Annotated in this window: 25 protein-coding genes and 6 tRNA genes; 27 read left to right on the top strand and 4 right to left on the bottom strand. The window is 42.2% G+C overall.

All coding sequences use genetic code 11. The annotated features are described in order from the left end of the window. Positions 1–19: 19 nt before the first annotated feature. Both WFH04_RS12645 and WFH04_RS12640 read right to left on the bottom strand, forming a co-directional pair. Positions 20–1,201, bottom strand: coding sequence for an FtsW/RodA/SpoVE family cell cycle protein (locus tag WFH04_RS12645; RefSeq protein ID WP_336824414.1), 1,182 nt, complete (start codon positions 1,199–1,201; stop codon positions 20–22). Between the two features lie 114 nt (positions 1,202–1,315). After that, entirely contained in the window at positions 1,316–2,509 is a 1,194-nt protein-coding gene (locus WFH04_RS12640; protein WP_336824413.1) for an FtsW/RodA/SpoVE family cell cycle protein, read from the bottom strand. A gap of 360 nt (positions 2,510–2,869) precedes the next feature. Here WFH04_RS12640 and WFH04_RS12635 point away from each other — a divergent pair, with 360 nt between their 5' ends. The 6 genes from WFH04_RS12635 to WFH04_RS12610 all read left to right on the top strand — a co-directional run bounded on the left by WFH04_RS12635 (position 2,870) and on the right by WFH04_RS12610 (position 10,123). Beyond that, the gene (locus tag WFH04_RS12635) at positions 2,870–3,934 is read left to right on the top strand and encodes a D-alanine--D-alanine ligase (protein ID WP_336824412.1); all 1,065 of its coding nucleotides are present in this window, start codon (positions 2,870–2,872) and stop codon (positions 3,932–3,934) included. 12 nt (positions 3,935–3,946) lie between these two features. After that, complete coding sequence (locus WFH04_RS12630; RefSeq protein WP_336824411.1) at positions 3,947–5,317, top strand: UDP-N-acetylmuramoyl-tripeptide--D-alanyl-D-alanine ligase; 1,371 nt, start codon at positions 3,947–3,949, stop codon at positions 5,315–5,317. Then, positions 5,314–6,006, top strand: a complete 693-nt coding sequence (locus tag WFH04_RS12625; RefSeq protein WP_336824410.1) for an alpha/beta hydrolase — start codon at positions 5,314–5,316, stop codon at positions 6,004–6,006. Before WFH04_RS12630 ends, WFH04_RS12625 begins: the two co-directional genes overlap by 4 nt. Positions 6,007–6,363: 357 nt before the next feature. Next, positions 6,364–7,845 (top strand): degradosome RNA helicase CshA, encoded by a 1,482-nt coding sequence (gene cshA / locus WFH04_RS12620; RefSeq protein ID WP_336824409.1) that lies wholly within the window; start codon positions 6,364–6,366, stop codon positions 7,843–7,845. A gap of 249 nt (positions 7,846–8,094) precedes the next feature. Beyond that, positions 8,095–8,574, top strand: coding sequence for a PH domain-containing protein (locus WFH04_RS12615; RefSeq protein ID WP_336824408.1), 480 nt, complete (start codon positions 8,095–8,097; stop codon positions 8,572–8,574). Then, complete coding sequence (locus WFH04_RS12610) at positions 8,567–10,123, top strand: PH domain-containing protein (RefSeq protein ID WP_336824407.1); 1,557 nt, start codon at positions 8,567–8,569, stop codon at positions 10,121–10,123. Before WFH04_RS12615 ends, WFH04_RS12610 begins: the two co-directional genes overlap by 8 nt. 45 nt (positions 10,124–10,168) lie before the next feature. Here the strand turns inward: WFH04_RS12610 and WFH04_RS12605 are convergent, their stop codons facing one another. Beyond that, on the bottom strand, positions 10,169–10,771 hold the full coding sequence (locus WFH04_RS12605) for a rhomboid family intramembrane serine protease (protein ID WP_336824406.1): 603 nt from the start codon (positions 10,769–10,771) through the stop codon (positions 10,169–10,171). 53 nt (positions 10,772–10,824) lie between these two features. Between WFH04_RS12605 and acpS the strand changes: the two genes are divergently transcribed. The 21 genes from acpS (at position 10,825) to WFH04_RS12500 (ending at position 23,359) form a co-directional block, all read left to right on the top strand. Then, on the top strand, positions 10,825–11,181 hold the full coding sequence (gene acpS / locus WFH04_RS12600; protein WP_336824405.1) for a holo-ACP synthase: 357 nt from the start codon (positions 10,825–10,827) through the stop codon (positions 11,179–11,181). A 258-nt stretch (positions 11,182–11,439) separates the two neighbouring features. Continuing rightward, positions 11,440–12,450, top strand: coding sequence for a LolA family protein (locus tag WFH04_RS12595; protein WP_336824404.1), 1,011 nt, complete (start codon positions 11,440–11,442; stop codon positions 12,448–12,450). Between the two features lie 108 nt (positions 12,451–12,558). Beyond that, positions 12,559–13,680, top strand: coding sequence for an alanine racemase (gene alr / locus WFH04_RS12590; RefSeq protein ID WP_336824403.1), 1,122 nt, complete (start codon positions 12,559–12,561; stop codon positions 13,678–13,680). A gap of 164 nt (positions 13,681–13,844) precedes the next feature. Continuing rightward, positions 13,845–14,123 carry a transcriptional regulator gene (locus WFH04_RS12585; protein ID WP_336824402.1) on the top strand — a complete coding sequence of 93 codons (279 nt, stop codon included), beginning with the start codon at positions 13,845–13,847 and terminating at the stop codon, positions 14,121–14,123. A gap of 4 nt (positions 14,124–14,127) precedes the next feature. Continuing rightward, complete coding sequence (locus tag WFH04_RS12580) at positions 14,128–14,478, top strand: type II toxin-antitoxin system PemK/MazF family toxin (RefSeq protein WP_336824401.1); 351 nt, start codon at positions 14,128–14,130, stop codon at positions 14,476–14,478. Positions 14,479–14,641: 163 nt separating this feature from the next. After that, positions 14,642–15,472, top strand: coding sequence for an STAS domain-containing protein (locus WFH04_RS12575; protein ID WP_336824400.1), 831 nt, complete (start codon positions 14,642–14,644; stop codon positions 15,470–15,472). After that, complete coding sequence (locus WFH04_RS12570; RefSeq protein WP_336824399.1) at positions 15,469–15,831, top strand: STAS domain-containing protein; 363 nt, start codon at positions 15,469–15,471, stop codon at positions 15,829–15,831. Before WFH04_RS12575 ends, WFH04_RS12570 begins: the two co-directional genes overlap by 4 nt. Before the next feature lie 2 nt (positions 15,832–15,833). Next, complete coding sequence (locus tag WFH04_RS12565; RefSeq protein WP_336824398.1) at positions 15,834–16,235, top strand: anti-sigma regulatory factor; 402 nt, start codon at positions 15,834–15,836, stop codon at positions 16,233–16,235. A 15-nt stretch (positions 16,236–16,250) separates the two neighbouring features. After that, positions 16,251–17,252, top strand: a complete 1,002-nt coding sequence (locus tag WFH04_RS12560) for a PP2C family protein-serine/threonine phosphatase (RefSeq protein ID WP_336824397.1) — start codon at positions 16,251–16,253, stop codon at positions 17,250–17,252. Between the two features lie 79 nt (positions 17,253–17,331). Beyond that, positions 17,332–17,673, top strand: a complete 342-nt coding sequence (locus WFH04_RS12555; protein WP_336824396.1) for an anti-sigma factor antagonist — start codon at positions 17,332–17,334, stop codon at positions 17,671–17,673. After that, positions 17,660–18,133, top strand: a complete 474-nt coding sequence (gene rsbW, locus WFH04_RS12550) for an anti-sigma B factor RsbW (RefSeq protein WP_336824438.1) — start codon at positions 17,660–17,662, stop codon at positions 18,131–18,133. Before WFH04_RS12555 ends, rsbW begins: the two co-directional genes overlap by 14 nt. Next, entirely contained in the window at positions 18,108–18,893 is a 786-nt protein-coding gene (gene sigB, locus WFH04_RS12545) for an RNA polymerase sigma factor SigB (RefSeq protein ID WP_336824395.1), read from the top strand. Before rsbW ends, sigB begins: the two co-directional genes overlap by 26 nt. After that, a complete protein-coding gene (locus tag WFH04_RS12540) occupies positions 18,893–19,489 on the top strand; it encodes a PP2C family serine/threonine-protein phosphatase (protein ID WP_336824394.1) in 597 nt (198 codons plus the stop codon). The genes sigB and WFH04_RS12540 overlap by 1 nt, the downstream gene beginning before the upstream one ends. A gap of 168 nt (positions 19,490–19,657) precedes the next feature. After that, positions 19,658–21,814 (top strand): Tex family protein, encoded by a 2,157-nt coding sequence (locus WFH04_RS12535; protein ID WP_381481016.1) that lies wholly within the window; start codon positions 19,658–19,660, stop codon positions 21,812–21,814. A 19-nt stretch (positions 21,815–21,833) separates the two neighbouring features. Next, positions 21,834–22,289 carry a SprT family protein gene (locus WFH04_RS12530; RefSeq protein WP_336824393.1) on the top strand — a complete coding sequence of 152 codons (456 nt, stop codon included), beginning with the start codon at positions 21,834–21,836 and terminating at the stop codon, positions 22,287–22,289. A 273-nt stretch (positions 22,290–22,562) separates the two neighbouring features. Beyond that, positions 22,563–22,637 (top strand) — tRNA-Glu (locus WFH04_RS12525). 83 nt (positions 22,638–22,720) lie between these two features. After that, positions 22,721–22,795, top strand: a tRNA-Gln gene (locus WFH04_RS12520). Between the two features lie 145 nt (positions 22,796–22,940). Beyond that, a tRNA-Lys gene (locus WFH04_RS12515) sits at positions 22,941–23,016 on the top strand. Between the two features lie 69 nt (positions 23,017–23,085). After that, positions 23,086–23,172, top strand: a tRNA-Leu gene (locus WFH04_RS12510). Between the two features lie 18 nt (positions 23,173–23,190). Then, positions 23,191–23,267, top strand: a tRNA-Arg gene (locus tag WFH04_RS12505). A gap of 18 nt (positions 23,268–23,285) precedes the next feature. Next, positions 23,286–23,359: transfer RNA gene (locus tag WFH04_RS12500), tRNA-Gly, on the top strand. A gap of 4 nt (positions 23,360–23,363) precedes the next feature. Here WFH04_RS12500 and WFH04_RS12495 read toward each other — a convergent pair. Further along, a partial coding sequence (locus WFH04_RS12495) for a hypothetical protein (RefSeq protein ID WP_336824392.1) occupies positions 23,364–23,558 on the bottom strand: 195 nt, incomplete at its 5' end.

The following is a 23,558-nucleotide window of genomic DNA, read 5'->3' as shown; positions in this document are numbered from 1 at the left end:
GATACCTTTTTTGCTGAAATTAATCTTCCTCATCTGAACTGAACATATAGGTCCGATGGTGGAATTTCATACTGAATACGAGACCAATTGCGAGCATATTTCCCATCAGTGAGCTTCCTCCATAACTTATAAAAGGAAGAGGGATTCCGGTAATTGGCAATAGTTGTGTCGTCATGCCGATATTTTCGAAAACGTGGAATGTAATCATCGCAATGATGCCAGCGCAAATATACGTACTGAACATATCTTTTAATTCCAACGTGATTTTCGTCATATGATAGATCAGGAAGAAGTATAGGCAAATGACGATACTTGCACCGACAAATCCCCAATCTTCTCCGACAACGCTGAAAATAAAATCGGTATGGCTTTCAGCAACGTATACTTCGCGTCCTTTGTACCCTTTACCGAAAATCTCACCAGATCCGATCGCATTCAATGATGTAATCAAATGCAACCCTTCATTGGAAGCATATGAATACGGATCAAGCCACGAGTAAATACGCTCGAAATGATAAGGTTTAAAACCGAACTTTGCCAAAAATTCCTGCGCGTACAACGCCATCCAAAGCAAAGTCGCCCCAATTGCAGCCGTTCCGATAAAAATAGGCAAAATGATTCGCCACGTAATCCCTGCGACAATGATCAGAGCTGCCGTAATGGCAATGAACACAAGGCCTGTTCCTAAATCGGGCTGCAACATAATGAGGGCGAAAGGTACGAACATCACACCTAAGATTTTGCCTAATAAAAGAAAATCCGTTTGCAGCGTCTTTTCCAAATAATGCTCATGATGCTTTGTAATGGTCCTTGCCAACCCGATAATAAAAAATGTTTTCATGAACTCTGCAGGCTGGATACTTCCGATGCCCGGCAAATGGAACCAGCTCTTCGCGCCATTTCGGCGAGCGACAAGCTCCATACTTTCAGGCAAAATGAAAAGCAGTGCTAAGATAAGAACGCCGCCTCCATAAATGATCCAAGCGGCTTTCTTATACTGCTCAGGTTCTAAATACATCGTAATTGCAATGATGACACAGCCAATTGCATACCATTGTATCTGAGACGGTATGAAATTAATGTTATACTGCCCAGTCGTTTGGGCAGAGGAAATGGCAATCAGACTAATGACACAAAACAACAGCAATATAAAAGCAAGTGGCCAATCAAATCGATCCGCCGGTTTTTTATCTATCTTCATGAAAGGTCACCTTATGAATAGTTTGGATCCGCGTAGCAATTTCGATGTTTACGCAGAAATTAATTATAACTGAAAATCTGCAATTATGTTATGATATTCTATTATTTTTTTGTTTTACTCCTCATCCTCATCCGCAGCAAACATATATGTGCGATGGTGGAACTTCATGCTAAATACTAATCCGATTGCAAGAAGATTACTGAAAAGAGAACTCCCCCCGTAACTGACAAAAGGCAATGGAATTCCAGTAATTGGCAACAGCTGAATGTTCATGCCAATATTTTCTATAACGTGGAAAGCGAGCATAGCGATAATTCCGGTGCAGACGTATACGCTAAATGGATCCTTCAATTCCAACGCAACTTTCGTCAAATGATAAATAAGGATGAAAAAGATTGAGATGACAATACTTGCGCCAATAAACCCGTATTCCTCCCCAATGACGCTAAAAATAAAATCGGTATGGTTTTCCGGAATGTATACTTCACGTCCATGATATCCTTTGCCGGATAATTCGCCCGAGCCGATTGCAGTCATCGCTTGGATCAGATTATATCCTTCATCAGAAGGGTAGGAATGAGGATCCAGCCAAGAATACACTCTTTTAAATTGATATCGGTCAAATCCCAATACGTTTTCCATAAAATCCTGAGCGTAAAGCGCCATATAAAGCAAGCCAACACCTAATACTGCCCCACCTGAGAAAAGGGGAACAATAAACTTCCAAGAAATCCCGGCTACAAGGATCATTGCAATTGTAATAGAAATAAATACGAGAGAAGTGCCTAAATCCGGCTGTTTCATAATGAAAAATAGTGGGATGATCAACATAATGCCAATCTTGCTCAATAAAAGAAAATCTGTTTTCAACGTTCTCGAAATATGTTTTTCATTGTGGGAGGCTACCATTTTTGCCATTCCTAATATGAAAAACGTTTTAATGAATTCAGAAGGCTGTATTCTACCGATCACTGGAAGTGTAAGCCATCTCTTCGCGCCCATCCGAATTTCCGCAATTTGTCCCTGTCCGCCAGGAGCTAACATTAGAAACAAAAGCAGAAGAACACCTAACCCATATAAAGGAAAGGCAATTTTTTTGTACTGGTCCGGCTCTAATAGAATAGTAAATGCAATGATGAACATGCCGACAGCATACCATCTTATTTGAAGCAGGACGAAATTGATTTCTCCATATTGTTCGGAAGTTTGAGCAGATGAAATAGCGAAGAAGCTCACAACTGCCAATAAAGCCAATATAAAGGCAAGCGTCCAATCAAAACGATCCGCCGGCCTATTATTCAAATTCAAACGATTCACCTTTTCTACTACGATAGTTTACTTGAGTATAACCTAAAAAAGAGTTCGTATCATATCTTAACTATAGACGATCAGAAAAGCGATAGGTTGCCGCATCAAATTAGGCGATCCATAGAATCATCCCAAAGGAACATAATAGCGAATTTGAAGCTGAAACAAGTTGAAAGTATGTATTTGTCTACAATTTTAACGTGTAAACTATATAGTTTTTCTGGAACTTATTAATGATTAGTGTTCTTTTTATCTAAGCACTTCGAACCGATTTGGAAAATATAAGGTCTATGTATCAGCTTAAAAGGTTTTCGTGGTAAAATAGAGGAATGAAATTTAACGGTTAGCGAGGGAGTTACTATGAAAAGAAAATTAGGTTTAGTTTACGGCGGGAAATCCGCTGAGCATGAGGTCTCTTTATCGACTGCTCAAGCGGTTACGCGCGCTGTCGATTTTGATAAATATGAAGTAATTCCTGTATACATCACATATGAAGGTGAGTGGAGAAAAGGCAAGCCTTTATTGGCTCCGGTTCATTCGATCGATGAACTGCGGCTTCAAAAGGATGAGGAGAAGCCCGATAGCATTCATGATTTTTTGAATGGCGATGGGCTGCCTGATATTGTTTTACCGCTATTGCATGGTACGAACGGGGAGGACGGCACTGTGCAAGGTTTGTTTGAAGTAATGAACATTCCTTATGCTGGAAATGGCGTTCTTTCTTCGTCTGCAGGTATGGATAAAGTTGTCATGAAGCAATTGTTTGCGCAATCTGGCTTGAAGCAAGTACCCTATGTACACTTTTTACGTAATGCTTGGTTAGAAAAAAGGGAACACTTAATTGAAAAAATGGAAAGTGAACTAGCGTATCCGATGTTCGTTAAGCCAGCAAACTTAGGTTCAAGTGTCGGCATTAGCAAAGCGACGGATCGTGAAAGCCTTTATGCGGCGGTCGATACAGCGTTGAAATTTGACCGTAAAATCATTGTAGAACAAGGCATTACGGCACGTGAAGTGGAAGTGGGTGTATTAGGCAACGATCAACCGGCTTGTTCCGTATTAGGAGAAATTAAACCTGTTGCTGCTTTTTATGATTATGAAGCGAAATATCAGGACGGAAACACGGAATTGCTCATTCCGGCCCCTGTCAGTGAGGCAGTAGAAAAGACGTTGAAAAGCATGGCGATTGAAGCATACAAAGTATTGGATTGCGCCGGTCTAGCGCGTGCGGATTTCTTCGTGACAGACAATGACGAAGTGTTAATTAATGAAATCAACACAATGCCAGGCTTTACGCCAACGAGCATGTTTCCGCTATTATGGCAGCACGCAGGCATCTCTTACCCTGAATTGATTGAAAAGTTGATCGGGCTTGGGCTTGAAAGGCATGAAGAAAAAAAGCAGATACAATATAAAATGGATTGAGCGTGATTTGACGTGAGACGACAATTAAAAGAATTGGCGCAATGGTTGAATGCAGATGGACAGATGTTGGAAAACAGCATTGTGACAGGTGTGTCGATTGATACGCGTACGATTGCGCCGGGTGATTTGTTCATCCCTTTTCGAGGAGAGCAAGTAAACGGGCATCGTTTTGTTCGGCAAGCATTTGAAAAAGGGGCTGCAGCATCTCTTTGGCTGAAAGACGAGCCGGATGCTCCGCAAGATCTTCCACTAATTTTTGTTGATGATGCGGAAAAAGCGCTGCAGCAAATCGCTAAAAGCTACCGCTATTTATTGGATTGCAAAATTATCGGCGTTACGGGTTCGAATGGTAAAACGTCGACGAAAGATTTGATTGCAGGCGTACTGTCTCCACATTTCAAAGTAAAGAAAACGGAAGGCAATTTCAACAATGAATTAGGATTGCCGCTTACTTTGCTGTCGTTGGAAGAAGATACGGAAGTGGCTGTGCTTGAAATGGGCATGAGTGGGTTCGGGGAAATTTCATTTTTATCCGAAATGGCTGAGCCTCATTTTGCGGTCATTACGAATATCGGCGAGGCGCATATGCAAGACCTTGGTTCGAGAGAAGGCATTGCGAAAGCGAAATTTGAAATTATCGATGGTCTGCAAGATGGTGGCATCCTGTTTTATGATGGCGATGAGCCTTTGCTGAAACCGTTTGTCGAAAGTGCAAATGGACTATTTTCGGTTTCATTCGGCCATCAGAATGGCTTGGATTTATCGATTACGGATTTGTACGCGAGTGACGAGGGAAGCCGCTTTACGATTTCAGGAAAAGTGAATGGAACTTTTACGATTCCGGTATATGGTTCCCATCAAGTGAAAAATGCGCTTGCTGCAATATTAATAGCAAATGAACTGGGCATGACCGCCGACCAAATCCGGGAATCGCTTAAAAATTGTCGTTTGACGGATATGCGCATGCAACCCGTATTGGCCGATAATGGAGCGTTGTATATAAACGATGCGTACAACGCGGCGCCAACGTCCATGTCTGCTGCTCTGAATTTCTTGAAGGAAACAGCTTTGCGCAGTGAGAAGTGGGTTGTTTTAGGAGATATGTTAGAGCTTGGAGATGATGAACGTTATTACCATGAATCAATTGCGGATCAATTAGGCACTCTATCTTTAAACGGAATTCTTTTATATGGACCGCGAATGAAATGGCTATTTGAGAAACTCCAGCAAAGTGGGCAACCAAACGTGTATTGGTCCGAAACGGATATCGAGCCGATTGTAAACGTATTATCGAAAGATACAAATGAAAACTCCATCGTCCTATTGAAAGGCTCCAGAGGGATGGAGCTTGAACGGGTGCTAGATGGAATGTTGGCAAAATGAAAACGGGCGTCCTCTTTCTACATGGGTTTACCGGAGGGCCATTTGAAATTCGCCCTTTTATGGAATTCATCAAAAAAGAGACGGATTGGATAATATCTGTGCCCGTTTTGCCGGGGCATGAGTTTCCACTCAACCTCCGCAAAGCGACAGCGGAATCTTGGATGATGGAAGCGGAGATGGCACTCGCTAAACTTCGAAAAGAAGTGGATAAAGTCATTATCATAGGCTTTTCGATGGGCGGCATGATTGCGATGTATTTATCCCTCCGCTACCCAGTCGATAAGTTGGTGCTATTAAGTGCTGCCGCCAAGTATATAAGCCCGCGGATCCTGTTGGAAGATGCGGGCATTATGCTAAAGGAGTCGGTGACGAAAAAGTATCCGCCGAATACGTTTTACCATTTGTACGAATATAAACTAAAGCATACGCCTTTGCATGCTGCTTTTGAATTTTTGCGGCTTGTTAAAATGGTGGAACCTTATTATAGGCTTATTACAGCGCCGGTATGTATCGTGCAAGGGAAGCGGGATGGCATCGTGCCGTTTTCAACAGGTGAGCATCTTTACAATTCACTTGGCTCTTCTGAAAAGCATTTGATCATCTCAGAAAAGGGAAAACATCATATTTGTTATAGTGATGATTGCGATTCTTGGTTCCCGGACGTTCTATCATTCATGAAATCATTATAAATCCGTTTTCAGACTATTGATTTTTAAGCTGAATGATTGCGGTTGAAAGCCGCTCGTGTTACACTACTTAAGGTATTGGATACATTTACACAAGAGACTCTTCCAGTGGCGAAGAGTACTTTTTTTTGAATAAATCGGTTTACATGCCTGTAAGCCGCTCGGCAAAGACCGGGCTTTCCTTTTCAACGATTACCTCTAAACAATAAAAGTCTTGAAGATGCTGGACTTTTGCCCACTTTGGAGATTACAAAATATCGGAAACGTTCCCACTATTAAGTACGACGCTCGAATTTGCCGTGCTTTCATTTGCAAATGTAACCAATTGCTAAATGAAGAAACCAAAGGAGATTGAGAATTTTGACGAAATTTTCAGAACTAAATATTAGCGAATCTACACAAAAAGCTTTACAACGTATGGGATTCGAAGAAGCAACACCTATTCAAGAAGGAACAATCACGTTAAGCATGGAAGGCAAGGACGTTATTGGCCAAGCGCAAACAGGTACTGGTAAAACTGCTGCGTTTGGTATTCCGATCATTGAAAAGATTGATATGTCCAATCCATCTGTGCAAGCATTGATTATCGCACCTACTCGAGAATTGGCAATCCAAGTCTCAGAAGAAATTTACAAAATTGGTTACGGTAAGCGTGCACGCGTCCTGACAGTTTATGGTGGACAAGAAATTGGTAGGCAAATTCGAGCACTACGCAACAACCCGCAAATCGTTGTGGGCACTCCGGGACGTATTTTAGATCATATTAACCGTAAAACTTTGAAATTGAACAATGTACAGACGCTTGTTTTGGATGAAGCAGATGAAATGTTGAACATGGGCTTCATTGAGGATATTAATACGATTCTTGCAAGTGTTCCGTCTGAACGCCAAACATTGCTGTTCTCTGCAACAATGCCAGCGCCGATCCGTAAAATTGCGGAAACGTTCATGAAAACACCTGAAATCGTGAAAATCAAGTCGAAAGAAATGACAGTCGAAAACATCGACCAATATTTCGTGAAATCGCAGGAAAGAGAAAAATTCGATATTCTTTCACGTCTATTGAACGTTCACCAACCTGAGCTTGCAATCGTCTTTGGCCGCACGAAGCGCCGAGTTGACGAGCTTTCACATGCTTTAAGCATTCGTGGCTACCTTGCAGAAGGAATTCACGGCGATTTGACGCAAGCGAAACGGATGTCCGTTTTACGTCAATTCAAAGAAAATAAAATCGATGTCTTAGTAGCTACAGACGTTGCAGCTCGCGGACTTGATATTTCTGGCGTAACACATGTGTATAACTTCGATATTCCACAAGATCCTGAGAGCTATGTCCACCGTATCGGCCGTACAGGACGCGCAGGAAAAAGCGGTGTGGCGGTTACATTCGTAACACCACGTGAAATGGGCTATTTGCGTGTCGTTGAGGAAACGACGAAAAAACGCATGACTCCTTTACAGCCACCGACTGAAGACGAAGCATTGATTGGCCAACAACGTTTGGCGATGGAGCAATTGACAGAAGTCATCCAGAAAAACGAACTAACAGATTATGCGCCTTTAGCTGCTGAACTGTTAGAGAAATTTGATGCTCAGGATATTATCGCTGCAGCGATCAAGTCATTGACGAATGAGCCAGATGACACACCTGTCAAAATTACGGAAGAACGTCCTTTGCCAATGCGTAAAACACAATCACGTGATCGCGGTGGATACAAAGGAAGCCGTGGTGGTGGCCGTTCATTTGGCGGCGGGCGCGGATACGGCGGCGGAGGTTCTCGTCGTAACAACCGTGACGGAGGCGGAAGAAGAGACCGCTCCAGAAACCGAAACGAACGATAAGTATACAATCCGGGTTCACTGTTTATACGCAGTGGCCCGGATTTTTCTCTTTTTGCAATAGGTGTGCGGTTTGCATTGTGAAGTGCCGTTTATATTGTGTTCGGACGCGTCTACGTTGTGATGCGATCGCTTTATGTTTCTTATGCTTTTTACGTAGTATTGCATTTTTATGTGCTACAGTTCTTTATAAAATGAAACAAAACGATTAGAAGAACGTATACAATAGAAGAATAGAAAGAGGTGGAAACTATGATAATGCAACCAGCAAACCGCATATCTAAAAAAGGGTTGAAAGTATGGCGTTTGTACGGCATTATTCAAACAGCAATTTTGGCTTTACTAGCTATTGGCGGCGGCATAATCGCATACATATTCGAAGGGCCTTGGTGGATTTATCCGTTAGAGGTTGCGGCAGTTATCATTTTTGCATATTTCATCATTTTCCTGTTTCCGAAAGTTAGATGGATGCGGTGGAGATATGAAGTGAGGGAATCTGAGATCGAACTGCAACATGGCTTGTTCATCGTTAAACGTACGTTAATTCCAATGGTGCGTGTTCAACACGTTGATACATCGCAAGGACCGATTTTACGGAAGTACGGTCTTGCTGAAATTTCAATTTCTACTGCTGCAACAATCCATACCATTCCCGCTTTAATCATGCATGAGGCTGATGAAATGCGCAGCAGGATTTCGGTGCTTGCAAGGGTGGCGGAAGATGATGTCTGAACAACGTTACAAACTTCATTGGATTACGGCTGTCATTGAGACTTTAAAGGCTGTGAAAGAGGCAATTTTTCCATTAATCGTCTTAATTTTTGCGAATGGATGGAGAAAGGGCGGCACTGGATTATGGTATGTAGATTATTTATCTTACATCATCTTTGGTGTACTTATCATATTTTTATTAGTAAGCGGAATTATTAAATGGATACGATTTGAATATTGGTTTGAAGATGATGAGCTTAGAATTGAATCCGGACTGTTCGTCAAAAAGAAACGATACATTCCGTTTGATCGTATTCAAAGCCTTGATTACACGGAAGGAATTTTCCATCGACCTTTCCAGCTTGTGAAAGTGAAGGTGGAGACAGCAGGCAGTTCATCGCTGAAAAAAGCGGAAGGTGAATTGACTGCTATTACGAAAGAAGCGGCAAATCGCATTGAATATGAAATGCAAGCTGCTAAAAAGCGAAAAAAAGAAGCTGTTAACGGCGTAAATGAGCTGGAAACGAAGGAAATAATGGATGCAATGCCCGTAGAAGAAGTCATCGATGAAGTAATTCCATCCAAGAAAATATTTTCGATGACGAATAAGGATTTATTGCTATTGGCGACAACCTCAGGTGGTATCGGTGTTATTTTATCTGGGGTTGCGATCTTCCTTTCGCAATTCGGAGATATTTTGCCTTATGAATGGATGTTCGAGGAAATTTCCGCATTCATTAAATTCGGAATATTAATCGTCGGGATTGTAGTCTTTTTAGCTCTTCTATTCGTCTGGCTTCTTTCCGTAGGGATGACTTATTTATCGCATTATGGATTTACGGTTTCATTGGAAAAAGAGGATATTGTCATTACGAGAGGCTTGTTAGAAAAGAAACGAGTGACTGTTCCTTTAAAACGTGTGCAAAGTGTCAGCGTCAATGAAAACCCACTGCGCCAATTGTTCGGGTATGCAAATGTCGTGTTGCATAGTGCGGGTGGCGGTGTAGGGGATAGTTCGAAAATCAATCTATTTCCGCTCGTGAAGAAAAATCGGCTAAAGGAGCCTTTGCAAGAAATTTTCCCGGAGCTTAATTTGGAAGAGCCGAATTATAAGCTTACTTCAAGGGGGAGGCATTTCTATTATCGAATCGACTTCGTCTGGATGCTGCCGGTAATAGGTGCGCTTTCATATTTCTTTTTCCCATATGGGCTGTTTTCCTTGGCTATTATTCCAATTATTATCGGTATGGGATTATGGCAGCATCGGTCGGCTGCAATTGGCCTTGATGGTCAGCAATTGACGATGCGCTACCGAGGAATTGGATTGCATACCGCTTATATGATGAAGAAAAGAATTCAATCGATGGAAATGCGCCAAAGCTATTTCCATAAGCGGAAAGGCGTTGCGACGATTGTCACAAATGTAAAGTCGGGTATCGGCGTTCATCACGCAACTGTTCAGCATATGGAAGTTGAGGAAGCAGAACGGCTATATGATTGGTACGGTGGCAATAAAAAAGCGGTAGATCGCCAGGCTGACAAAAACGTCGGTGAACGATTGGAAGATTGATATGGAAAAGGCCTGTTAGCGTTTCGTCTAACAGGCCTTCACAATTTAGCGCCAGCTTATAATTCTTTTCGGGTGGAAATAACTTAAACCGATTAAAAATCCGACAATTAGCCCTACAATATGTCCGATCACATTAATATTTGGTTGTAGGAAAGTCATAATGACGCTAATTACGATAATCGGTAGGATGATTTGCCGCAATTGCGGAAACGCTTTTTTTGTGTAATAGACGAGCGCTCCGAATGCGCCGAATATGCCGAAGATCGCACCGCTTGCCCCGACATGGGTGAAATCGGCGTCCGCTAAAAAGAACGCTGCGATATTGGCAAAAATACCGGAAAGCATGTAAATAGTTAAAAAGCGTGCCTTCCCGGCAACTCTTTCTAATTCAGGACCGAAGACGAATAGCGAAAACATATTAAAAAGCAAATGCATAAGTCCCGCATGCAAAAACATCGGGGTAAAAAGACGCCACCATTCGCCTGAAGAAATTAGGCCATTTTGACCGACGCCAAGATAATACCAATATCGGCTAAATGTGAATGGCAATCCAGTTGCAATATAAATGAAGATGTTCAATGCAATCAGAACAGATACAACTGGATAGAGACGGATGTATTGCGAGAAATTTTCTGTACGAATAAACATTTTTTCACCGACCTTTGCATTCATTATACAATTTATATGGAGGAGATGGAATCATGATAACCGGAATCGGTCTCGATATCGTTGAATTACATAGGATTAGAACGTTAGATGAAAAGTCGGATAAATTCCGGAGACGCATTCTTTCAGAAAGAGAGATAGCTCTATATGAAAGTTTGCCTTCACATCGGAAAATCGAATTTCTTGCTGGTCGTTTTGCGGCGAAAGAAGCGTTTGCGAAAGCGAGAGGAACTGGAATCGGGGAAGGCTGCAGTTTCATTCAAATAGAAATTTTAAATGAAGCTTCCGGCAAGCCGTCGCTCTTTTTCGATGGGAGGGAAGTGACGGGATTCGTTTCCATTACCCATACGAAATCCGTTGCGGCTGCACAAGTTATTTTGATGGCAAGCTGAAAAAATAGTTTGTTCAAATTGAAGAAAAGTGCTGATTCGGAAGCAGTTGTTACTTCAAACAGAGGCACAACGTATAGTTCAGCTGCATCATCTATAGGGTTTTAATTAACGGTTTTTACCAATCCTTTTTCAAATACTCTTCCACAATGCTTGCCAACTTGCCGCACTTTATTTATTTGAAAATAAACAACGTAGCATAAATGACTGTCCAATCTCATAAGATGACCTACCTGATTGAAATGAGAAAGGATGAACTGTATGCGCAGCAAAATTATTGTCTTTATGCTATTGGCGGTCATGATTCTACTGACAGCTTGTGGAACACCTTCGAAAGAGGATGTCATGAAAAAACTTAGCGGTAAATGGAACGACACGAAAGGGTACGAATTGGAAGCAACTATGGAAATCAAAACCGGATCGGAGCCGCGCGTGTATAATGTGACGGTCTGGCATACGAAGCCTGATTTTTACAAGGTAAATGTAACACAGGACGGCAGTCAGGATTCTCAAATGATCGTGCGGAATGAAGAAGGGGTATTTGTTATTACACCTTCGCTCGGTAAAACGTATAAGTTCCAAAGTGATTGGCCGACACAAAACAGCATGCCGTATTTGATCGGCACACTATCGGACGATATAAAAGCCGATAAAAATGCAACGATGACGGATAAGGATAAAACATACATCTTTGAAACGGCTTCCCGGAACAATCATAAGAAAGTATTGCCGACGCAACAAATCCATATCGATAAAAAAACCTTGCTTCCGAAGCATGTATCTGTATTAGATGAAAGCAAGGAAGAAAAAATCAGGGTTACGTTTAAGAAGATCACGCTTGGCATTGAACGTAATGCATCCGACTTTGCTGTCGAGATGGAGAATATCCAGCCTGATAAAAAACCGCAATCTACTGAAGATGATAAAGACCAAACAGGCTACGTAAAGTATTATCCGAACGTAAGCTGGGAAGGCACAATCTATGAAGAAGACAGTACAGTGACAGAACATGGCACGAGGTATTTCATGACGTTTGGCGGTGGAACGAAAGATTTTGTCGTCGTACAAGAGCCTGCTGTCAAACCTGAAGGCCAAGTGGCAGTGTCGATCGAAGGAGATCCTGTAGATTTGGGCTTTGCAGTAGCGGCTTTGACGGAAAACTCCATCCGCTGGGAGCAAAACGGCGTATCCTTCTTTGTTGCTTCCTCTAATTTGACTCCGGATGAATTAATTGAAGTAGCAGCTTCAATGACTCCGGGTGAAAGTAAATAAGCGATAGGGAGGAACAATTCAGTTCGTTGTGATTTATTAAAATTTATTGACTATATATGGTTAATGGTTAGATAATATAAGTAGAATGTAAATTATCGGGGGATCATCATGACAAACAGCACATATTATCGGCCGACGAAAGCCTTAATCGATAGCAGAGCGATTCAAGACAATGTGAAAAATCTCAAAAGCTATTTGCCGAAAAAGACTGAAGTCATAGCCGTCGTCAAAGCTGACGGCTATGGCCATGGAGAAGTGGAGGTGGCGAAAGCAGCAATAAAGGCCGGAGCTTCGATGGTCTCTGTCGCAACGCCGGATGAAGCTGTCCGTCTATATGAAGCTGGTATACGGAAGGATATTTTAGTAATGGGCCCTTCGCCTATAGAGTTTGCTCGTAAAGCGGCGGAGACGGGTATCATTGTAACCGTATCGGATGCAGAATGGCTGCAGGATGCAATCGACATGTACGGAGCTTTTAAATATAAATTAAGGTTCCACATTAAGGTCGATAGCGGCATGGGTAGAATTGGCCTAAGAAATAAAGAAACGTTGAAATCGATCATTGATGTAGCAGAAAAAAATCCAGCGCTCATTGTGGATGGAATTTTCACCCACTTTGCATGTGCAGATGAAGATAATCCTTCTGCAACAATGGAACAGTTTTCATTCTTTATGGAAATGGTGCAGTCAATGGAAGTGAAGCCGCGACTTGTCCATGCTTCAAATAGTGCAGCGACATTACTATATCCCGAACTTTCGTTGGATGCGGTTCGATTTGGCATCAGTCTTTACGGCATACCCCCTTCCGATTATGTAGCATCCCGTTTGCCATTTTCGCTTAAACGGGCGTTGCGCTTGGAGACAGAGTTAACCTTCGTAAAGCGGCTTGAGAGGGGCAGCCGCGTAAGTTATGGGGGAACTTATGAAACGAAGGGAGACGAATGGATCGGTACATTACCGATTGGCTATGCAGACGGTTTAAAACGCGGGCTGCGCGGTCAGGAAGTGCTCATTGACGGTGAAAGGATGCCAATTGTGGGCACGATTTGTATGGACCAGTGCATGGTCAAGCTGACGAAGGAATACTCAGTTGGTGAAAAAGTCACGCTCATCGGCAGGCAAGGCGATGAGGAAATTACAATGGAAGAATGGGCTCGGCGGACGAATACCATTCCGTACGAAATTGCCGTCTCCATTTCGAAACGAGTTCCTAGACTATATTCAGTATAAAATGGATAAAATAATGTAGATCGCAGCTTTCGACAAGTGGCCATCAGAATTGAAGATTCCTGTCAATAAAAATCCTTCTTTGTCTTCTCATTGTCGAACTTCAATGGTAAGATAGACAAGAATAGAATCGATCGAGGGAATGGGGTCTGTCGGAGGTGCTAGGAGTGCGAGAGAAGAACATCAAAGAAGTCATTGTAAGAATCCCCAAGAATATGTTAAATGAAATTGAACATGCGGTCGTCCATCGCGAGCCGGAGCGTGAAGAATTCGTTTACATTTCTACAAAGCGGTATGTGACTGATTACAAAGCCAATGTCATCCGAGAAGAAATGATGAAAGGCTATGTCGAAATGTCGCAAATCAATTTGAAAATTGCAAAGGAATGCTTGCATGCTGAATTAGAGGCACAGCATACGATGGAACGTCTCGTAAGCGGAGGATGAAAAGTTGGCAATAAAACGTGGAGACGTCTTTTTTGCAGATCTGTCACCCGTCGTGGGTTCCGAACAGGGAGGGACGAGACCGGTTTTAGTCATTCAAAATGACATAGGAAACCGGTTTAGTCCGACAGTGATCGTAGCGGCGATCACAGCACAAATCCAAAAAGCAAAATTGCCGACACATGTTGAAATCGACGCGGAACGTTACGGATTCGAGCGAGATTCGGTCATCTTGCTCGAACAAGTCCGCACGATTGACAAGTCGAGGCTGACAGACAAAATCACCCATTTGGACGAAACGTTGATGGAACAGGTTGATGAAGGACTCGAAATCAGTTTCGGGTTAGTTAAATTTTAGAATACATATACAAATAACACTTCGGAGAATAGATTCCGGAGTGTTATTTTATTTTGATATTATTTATGCGGTAAAATAGATGTTTTCATTATTCTTTTGCTACAATGATAGAAGGGTTAAGTGTAGATAAGATTCATACAATGCGAGGAGGAACTTGAACGTCATGAATAAACTGATGGTAGAAAACATCAAACAAAATATGGACGAAATCATCGATCGTTGGATTAAAGCGATGAGAGAGGAAAAAGGAGAACGCTTTTTCCACTTCATGCCTGAGCATCTTGTTGAGAAGACGAGCAGGGAATTTGCTGAATTAATGACAAATAATATTAGTGAGCAAGGAAGCATCAATGAAGATCAAATTAACGATTTTACTGAAAAAGTTGTCCGTTTCGGTTGGGCAATTAAAATAGTAAACAAAGCGATTGACAATTTTTCGGACGTTGTTTTCGATTTATTGGAGGAACGAGGCGTTATCAAAGACGATAACTTGCGGGCATTTATGCGCCTATTCGATAATTGGATCAATCCTTTGCGAGAAAGCATCATTGACGCCTATTCGACGGAATGGGAACGTACAGTAAGTCTCCAAAAGATCGCGTTGCAGGAGCTTTCTGCATCGCTAATACCAGTTTTCGACAAAATATCTGTCATGCCATTAGTCGGAACGATTGATACAGAACGCGCGAAGCTGATTATGGAAAACTTGTTGGAAGGTGTCGTCAGCCAGAGAGCGGAAGTCGTACTTTTAGACATTACAGGCGTCCCAGTTGTCGATACGATGGTCGCACACCATATTATCCAAGCGGCAGATGCGGTGCGACTTGTCGGTGCCCAATGTATGCTCGTCGGCATTCGACCTGAAATTGCACAAACCATTGTGGCGCTTGGCATTAACCTACATGAATTTAAAACGAAAAGCACATTGCAAAGAGGGATGCAAGCAGCTCTCAGCATGACGAATCGAAAAATTGTGGAGGTGGAAGGGAATTGAAAACGAGAATTCCAATTTTGAAATTGAATGATGTGCTCATCGTATCGATCCAATGGGAACTTGACGATCAGACGGCTATCCAATTTCAAGAAGATCTATTAAATAAAATGCATGAAACTTCCGCTCTTGGTGTTGTCATAGATTTAACCCCGATTGATTTTATAGATTCATTCATCGCGAAAGTGTTAGGGGACGTCATCGACATGACAGGCCTTATGGGAGCCAAAGTTGTCATCACGGGTATTCAGCCTGCCGTGGCGATTACATTGATAGAGTTAGGAATCCGGTTAGACAATGTAATGACTGCGTTAGACTTGGAAAACGGGCTGGATAAACTTCATAAAGAATTGGAGGCCTGACAATGAACTTTAGGTCTTCTGTAGAGATATACACGGAATGGGATATAGTTGCTGCAAGACAGTTAGGCCGTAATGAAGCAAAAAAAGTTGGATTCGGTACTGTGGACCAAGCTCGTATTACTACTGCAATTAGTGAATTGGCGAGAAATATATATTTGTATGCAGGTAAAGGAAAAATAGAAATAGAGAGAGTGTCTGAAGGGAAGATGTCGGGCATCAAAATCATCGCATCGGATGAAGGACCAGGCATTCAAGATATAAGGAAGGTCATGGAAGACGGCTTTTCGACTTCTGGCGGTTTGGGTGCAGGGATGCCTGGCGTAAAAAGGCTGATGGATGAATTCAAAGTAATCTCAGAGGCGGGGATAGGCACTACGATCACGACCGTTAAATGGCTCCATTAAGGGAGGGGGTAAAAAATGCCTCAAGTAGTCGGCAGACAATATAAGGAGATTTTAAAACAATATTTGAGTAGTCAAAGCGAAGAGGATTTATATGTTGGACAGCAGTTCAGCAGGAGATTCATTGAAAAGGACATCGCTCCGGAAGATGTGATTAGCATCCATAAAAATGCTTTGCATGACATAGTGCCCGAGCTGAGGAAAGAAGTGTGGGATTCCTTTGATTTTCTTATAGAAATGATGATCCATTACGGACTCACATTGCGAGAGCATCAAAGTTTGATTCGCAAGCAGGAAGCGATTCAAATGGAAATGGATGTAGCGACAGGCGTGCAAGATACGCTTTTGAAAACAAAGACGCCCAATTTAAAAGGGCTAGATGTTGGCTGGATATCTAAACCTGCAAAGCAGATGAATGGGGATTACATTTATTTTCTCAATCATGAGCATGAAGCGGGCGTTGCGGTGGCGGATGTCATGGGGAAAGGGATTCCTGCCGCATTATGCATGTCAATGATCAAGTTTGGGATGGACGGTTTGCAAGATGAAAATACGAGCCCGCAAAACGTTTTGAATATCATTAATCGAATTGTGGAAAAAAGCGTTGATAATTCAATGTTTATCTCGATGTTTTATGGCATGTTTGATGCGAGAGACTCTATGTTTTCCTATGCATCTGCTGGACATGAGCCTGCACTCTATTTCAATGCAAAAGAACAGACATTTTCCGAGCTAAGTGCAAAAGGATTGCTATTGGGCATTAAACCGAATGTTGTTTATGAAGAGCGGAAACAAAAAATGGAAGTTAACGATTTTATCGTAATGATGACGGACGGCGTAACTGAAACGAGAACGGAAGACGGATTTATTGATATGAAAACGATTGAAAAGCTGCTGTTAGAAGTAAGCGAAAAACCTGCAGGAGCGATTGCCGAACATTTATACAATGAGCTTTCAAAACTTCAAAACTATCGACTCAGTGATGATTTTACGGTCGTTATTTTTAAAAAGGAAAAATAAATGTTTTAAAAACCGGATGAATGGGTACGTATTTAGTTAGTACATTGTATAAAAGAATTTAGAGATTCGGGGTGCAGAAATGAACTTACAAGTAAAATTGTTAGAACAAAATAGTGTTCAATGTTTTAAGATCGTTGGCGAAATTGATGCGTTTACAGCACCGGTGCTTAGAGAACGTCTGTCAGCTGTAGAAAATATAGACAATTTGCAAGCGGTGCTGGATTTATCCGATGTTGAATATATGGATAGTACAGGACTTGGTGTATTCGTAGGTTTTTACAAGGCTGTAAAAGAAAATGGAGGCCATGTAAAAATCACAGGCTTGAATCGAAGACTTAGCCGTTTATTTGAAATCACCGGGTTGAGTGAAATAATCGACATCGAGAAGAAGGATAGTGAGGACAATGATGCAACATTATGATTATATAGAAATCAAAATTCCGGCAAAAGCGCAATATGTTGGCGTTGCAAGATTAATGATCTCGGGAATCGCCAGCCGTCTAGGGTTTACATATGACGATATCGAAGATTTGAAAATTGCGTCCAGTGAAGCGATTACGAACGCAGTTCAGCATGCGTATAAAGATGGAGAAGATGGAGAGATTGTTGTAGGATGCGCTCTCTATGAAGACCGATTGGAAATTATGATTGCAGACCATGGTAAGAGTTTTGATTTCGAAGAAACGAAAAAACATATCGGACCTTATGATGATAGCTCTGACACTCAATTTCTACGTGAAGGCGGACTTGGTCTGTACTTGATGGAAACGCTAATGGATGATGTGAAATTTCATCATGAGGAGGGCGTGACGGTCTTCATGACGAAATATCTCGGCGGAGAGCGAGGCGAAGAAAATGTCAAACGAACAGCCAACTCATAAGCCGGATACAAAAGAGAAAGTGTTGGAATGGATTAAGCGGTTTCAAGAGGAGAATGACGATGAAGCCCAGACAAATTTGGTGCTTCACTATGAACGTTTAGTCCATTCGATTGCAAGGAAATACTCAAACGGAAAGCCGTACCATGAAGATATCGTCCAAGTCGGTATGTTAGGATTACTGGGCGCGATCAGAAGGTATGATCCTGAATTGGGGCGTAGCTTTGAAGCGTTTGCTGTGCCGACCATAGTTGGCGAGATCAAACGCTTCCTCCGCGACAAAACTTGGGCTGTGCATGTGCCTCGGCGCATTAAAGAGTTAGGGCCGAAAATCAAGGCCGCTGTTGAACAATTGACATCTGAATTGCAAAGGTCTCCATTAGTAAGTGAGATCGCAGAGTATTTGGAGACAGATGAGGAATTAATTTTGGAAGCAATGGAAATGGGCCGCAGCTATCAAGCTCTTTCCATGGACCATACGTTAGAAGCGGATTCTGAAGGTGGAACGGTGACACTATTCGATATTATTGGAGCTCCCGATGAGGAGTTTGAGAAAACCGACCATAGATTGGTCGTGGCAAATGCCTTGAATGTCTTGTCCGAGCGGGAAAAGCAAATTATCCAATATACATATATCGAACAGTTAAGCCAAAAAGAAGCGGGTGAACGATTGGGTATATCACAAATGCATGTTTCAAGGCTTCAACGGAAGGCGATCAAAAAACTTCAAGAAGCCATTTTAGCTGCTGGCGGTGCCCCATAATGGTTTCATTCAAAAATGAATATGTGGAAGCATATGTTTACAATACAGCTAAACACGGAAATGCTGAATCTGGCGATGCATATTTTCTTCATGCAGAAGAAGATTACTTCATCTGTGCCATCGCGGATGGATTAGGAAATGGCATTGTTGCCCGCCAATCAGCAGAAATTGTTCCGCGTATTCTTGAGCAATATCATCATGAGTCGATTGATGAGCTATTGAACCGCTGCAATGAACATATGGTGCAAAAACGTGGAGCCGCCGTCGCTATTGTCAAGGTGGATTTTATAGAAAAAACGATCGCATATAGCTGTGTAGGCAATGTTCGAATGTATATCCTTCAACGCTGTGAAAAAATGCTCTACCCGCTGCCGGTCATGGGATATTTGTCCGGAAGGCCGCAAAAGCTAAAAACTCAGAAGTTCGATTATGAGGTTGGGGATTTGTTTTTCCTCCACTCGGATGGTATTGTGCTTAAAAGCCCGAAAAATAGCATGAAACAAAGTGTAAGTGCTTGTGAATTATATAATCAAGTGAAGGAATCTGCTGATTTCGGAGACGATGCTACATTCATCGCCGGTAGCCTCCTTCAGTAAAATCCGCTTCTTATTAGGAGCGGATTTTTATTTGGAGTCAATTGCTATCATCATTTGACTTAATTAAAAGCAACCGAAGAAATTAATCCCTGCGTATGATTGGCTGTAAATAAATGAAATTCATCCATGTATGGTAACATGTACATATCGGAAGGAGTGGTGAATGCGGTGACTAAAATTATTGAAGCCACGGCGAAAAGAGCATCTATTAGTTCAAAGCAAACGGCGAATGTAATCGCACTTTTAGATGAAGGAAATACAGTTCCGTTTATAGCAAGGTATCGCAAGGAAGCGACCGGCTCCCTTGATGAAGTCCAAATTAAAGCGATAGAAGAAGCATATAACTATGAAAAAGGGTTGGAGCAAAGGAAAGAGGAAGTCATCCGGCTTATTGAAGAACAAGGAAAACTGACAGATGAACTCAAGAAGGACATTGAGCAGGCGACCGTTTTACAACGGGTGGAAGACTTGTACCGTCCGTATAAACAAAAAAGACGGACTCGGGCAATGGTTGCGATTGAGAGCGGGCTTGAGCCACTTGCAGAACAATTGCTCACTTTTTCAAATGCGTTACCTGAGGAAATGGCAGTTCCATTTGTCAACGAGGAATTAAATGTACCTTCTATAGAAGAAGCTTTATCCGGCGCTCGTGATATTATCGCTGAGCGAATTGCGGACGACGCATCTTTAAGGGAAAGTGTCCGGAAGCTAACTTGGTCGGATGCGAAAATTACTTCGGCACTTCGAAAAGGCGCAGAAGATGAGCGTTCTGTTTACGAAATGTATTATGACTACGAAGAACCTGTGAAGCGCATCGTTCCACATCGCGTGTTGGCGTTAAATAGAGGAGAGAAAGAAGAGGTTCTCCGGATTGGGGTGGCATTCCCCTCAGAAAGAATCATTTCAGAAATTGAACGCAAAGTAATAAAGAAATCGCATGTTGCTTCTGCTACTCAAGTAAAAGAGGCAATAGAGGATTCATTTAAACGATTGATCGCACCATCTGTTGAACGGGAAGTGCGTGCTGCATTAACAGAAAAAGCTGAAGCACAGGCGATTCATGTATTCTCCGAAAACTTGAAAAGCCTATTACTGCAGCCGCCGCTTAAAGGAAGAATGGTGTTGGGCGTTGACCCTGCATTCCGGACAGGCTGTAAGTTAGCAGTCATAGATGAAACCGGTAAAATGCTTGAAATCGCAGTTATTTATCCGCATCAGCCAAAACCTGATAAAGCAGGTTCGAAAAAGACAGTTCTCTCATTGCTTGAAAAGTATTCAATCCCGTTGATCGCGATCGGGAATGGAACGGCTTCAAGAGAAACAGAACAGTTTATTGCTGATTGCCTGAAGGATTCGCCTCACAAAGCATCCTATGTCATTGTCAATGAGGCGGGTGCCAGTGTATACTCTGCATCTGAACAGGCAAGGGCGGAGTTTCCTGATTTGCAGGTAGAGCAAAGAAGTGCGGTTTCCATTGCGCGGAGATTGCAGGATCCGCTATCGGAATTAGTCAAAATTGACCCGGAATCAATTGGCGTTGGCCAATATCAGCATGATGTTGCAAGGAAGAAACTGTCCGAGTCTTTATCCTTTGTTGTTGAAACTGCTGTTAACCGGGTAGGGGTGAATGTTAATACTGCATCTTCTTCATTGTTACAATACGTGGCAGGGCTGTCAAAAACGGTAGCTGATAATATCGTAAAAGCACGGGAAGAGAATGGGCTGTTTCAAAAAAGGACGCAATTGAAGAAAGTCCCGCGTCTCGGAGCGAAGACCTATGAACAAGCAATCGGATTTTTGCGTATTCCTGAAGCGAAGGACAAGTTTGATGCAACAGGCATCCACCCGGAAAGTTATGCGGTTGCCGAGCGCATTTTGGAAGTGGCGGGCATTACAAAAGATCAATTAGGAAAAGAAGAAGCTGTAGCAGCGTTAACTGATCTCGACATCGAGGCGACAGCCAAAAAGTTGGAAGTCGGGGAAGTGACGTTGCGGGATATTGTTGATACACTTAAACGCCCGAACCGAGATCCGCGGGATGACTATCCTCAACCTTTGCTAAAAGCGGATGTATTGGATATGAAAGATCTTTATGAAGGTTTGGAAATGCAAGGGACTGTCCGAAACGTTGTAGACTTCGGGGCTTTTGTCGATATTGGTGTACATGAGGATGGGTTAGTTCATATATCGAAGCTCAAAAAGGGGTTTGTCAAACATCCATTAGATGTCGTGGCTTCCGGAGATATCGTAACGGTTTGGGTTGAAGCAGTAGACAAGCAAAAAGGGCGTATTTCATTAACAATGATCCCACCAGCGTCCAAATAAGGCAGATTGAAGTTTAGATATGGATAATAAGGATTTGCAATTGCTTGTCGAACAATTGTCTTTGGAGCACTTCGGAAAAACATTCCGTCACGAAGCTTCCTTTAACGGCCGTTTGCGAACGACAGGAGGAAGATATAAGCTTTCTGATGGCTCGATTGAAATTAATCCAAAGGTAATCGAGTTATATGACGAAGAAGAATTAATCGGGATTATTAAACACGAGTTATGCCACTACCATTTGCACCTTGAAGGAAAAGGCTATAAACATGGAGACGCAGATTTTAAAATGCTGCTGCAGCAAACCGGATCACCAAGATATTGCAAACCGTTGCAGGCCAAGCCAAAGCAGCAATCCGTTATCCACACTTATCAATGCAAATCATGTTCTTTCGTTTATAAAAGACGGCGGAGAATGGACGTGCGAAAGTATAGATGCGGAAAATGCAAAGGTGAAATTGTTTACGTTAGTCTTTAATCAGCAAACGCAAATGGATTGTATGAGTAATTGATCTACCCCCTTAAAATTGTAAGATGCTATTCATCATTGAAGTGGAACGTTTCATATGAAATGTATTAAGGTTATTAGATGATATAAGGCCGCGAAACGCGGTCTTATGCATTTCTTTATTGATTATAGATTAATTTCAATAAAAGTGTTGACGAATGAATCAAGTGTGTCTATAATAGAAAAAGTCGATTAGGAAATGCGAAACAGCTTCTCGATCGAACATGAATGAAATAACTAAACGGCCCCTTGGTCAAGCGGTTAAGACACCGCCCTTTCACGGCGGTAACACGGGTTCGAATCCCGTAGGGGTCACCATTTTTTATAGTATATTATTCCGAGTTTGGAACACAGTATAAAAGGGAAACAACAAACTGTGTGTTTACGTAATGCTAATCCGTTGGGGTATAGCCAAGCGGTAAGGCAACGGACTTTGACTCCGTCATTCGTTGGTTCGAATCCAGCTACCCCAGCCAATCATTTTTTTCGCTCCACGAAAAGAATGGTTTGCGAGTAATGCCGGAAGGTATTAGGAGCAAATCGTGACTCTTCATTTAGAAAGAAACACCACGAGGTATTAGTAGCAAGATTGACGAAAAAACCTTTCCAAACAATATATACGAGCCATTAGCTCAGTCGGTAGAGCATCTGACTTTTAATCAGAGGGTCACAGGTTCGAATCCTGTATGGCTCACCATTCTTTCTAAAAAACTTATTGACAAATGAATAGAGAGTTGTATAATAAAGTTTGTCGCATAATGATCATGCGGTAGTGGCGGAATGGCAGACGCGCTAGGTTGAGGGCCTAGTGGGGGTTAACCCCGTGGAGGTTCAAGTCCTCTTTACCGCACCAAACTTTGATTTATAATGAGCGCCCGTAGCTCAATTGGATAGAGCGTCTGACTACGGATCAGAAGGTTATGGGTTCGACTCCTGTCGGGCGCGCCATACATTTATAAAATATACGCGGGTGTAGTTTAGTGGTAAAACCTCAGCCTTCCAAGCTGATGATGAGGGTTCGATTCCCTTCACCCGCTCCAATAATTATCTAAAAAAACTTTTTCGGAAACACTTGACGATAGAGATCGGAAGTGTTAAGATAGAAAAGTCGCCGTCAAAAACGACGGTAAATGAACCTTGAAAACTGAACAGCAAAACGTCAACAAATAAAGTCTCAAAGCCGACCCCGTCGGCGGAAGAGACAAAACGAATCTTCGGATTCAAAATTGACATCTTAAC

The sequence above is a fragment of the Sporosarcina sp. USHLN248 genome (genome assembly GCF_037144575.1).
GTDB classification, from domain to species: domain Bacteria; phylum Bacillota; class Bacilli; order Bacillales_A; family Planococcaceae; genus Sporosarcina; species Sporosarcina contaminans.
The sequence above is the reverse complement of the archived record's forward strand: the minus strand, read 5'-3'. Positions and strand labels throughout refer to the sequence as shown.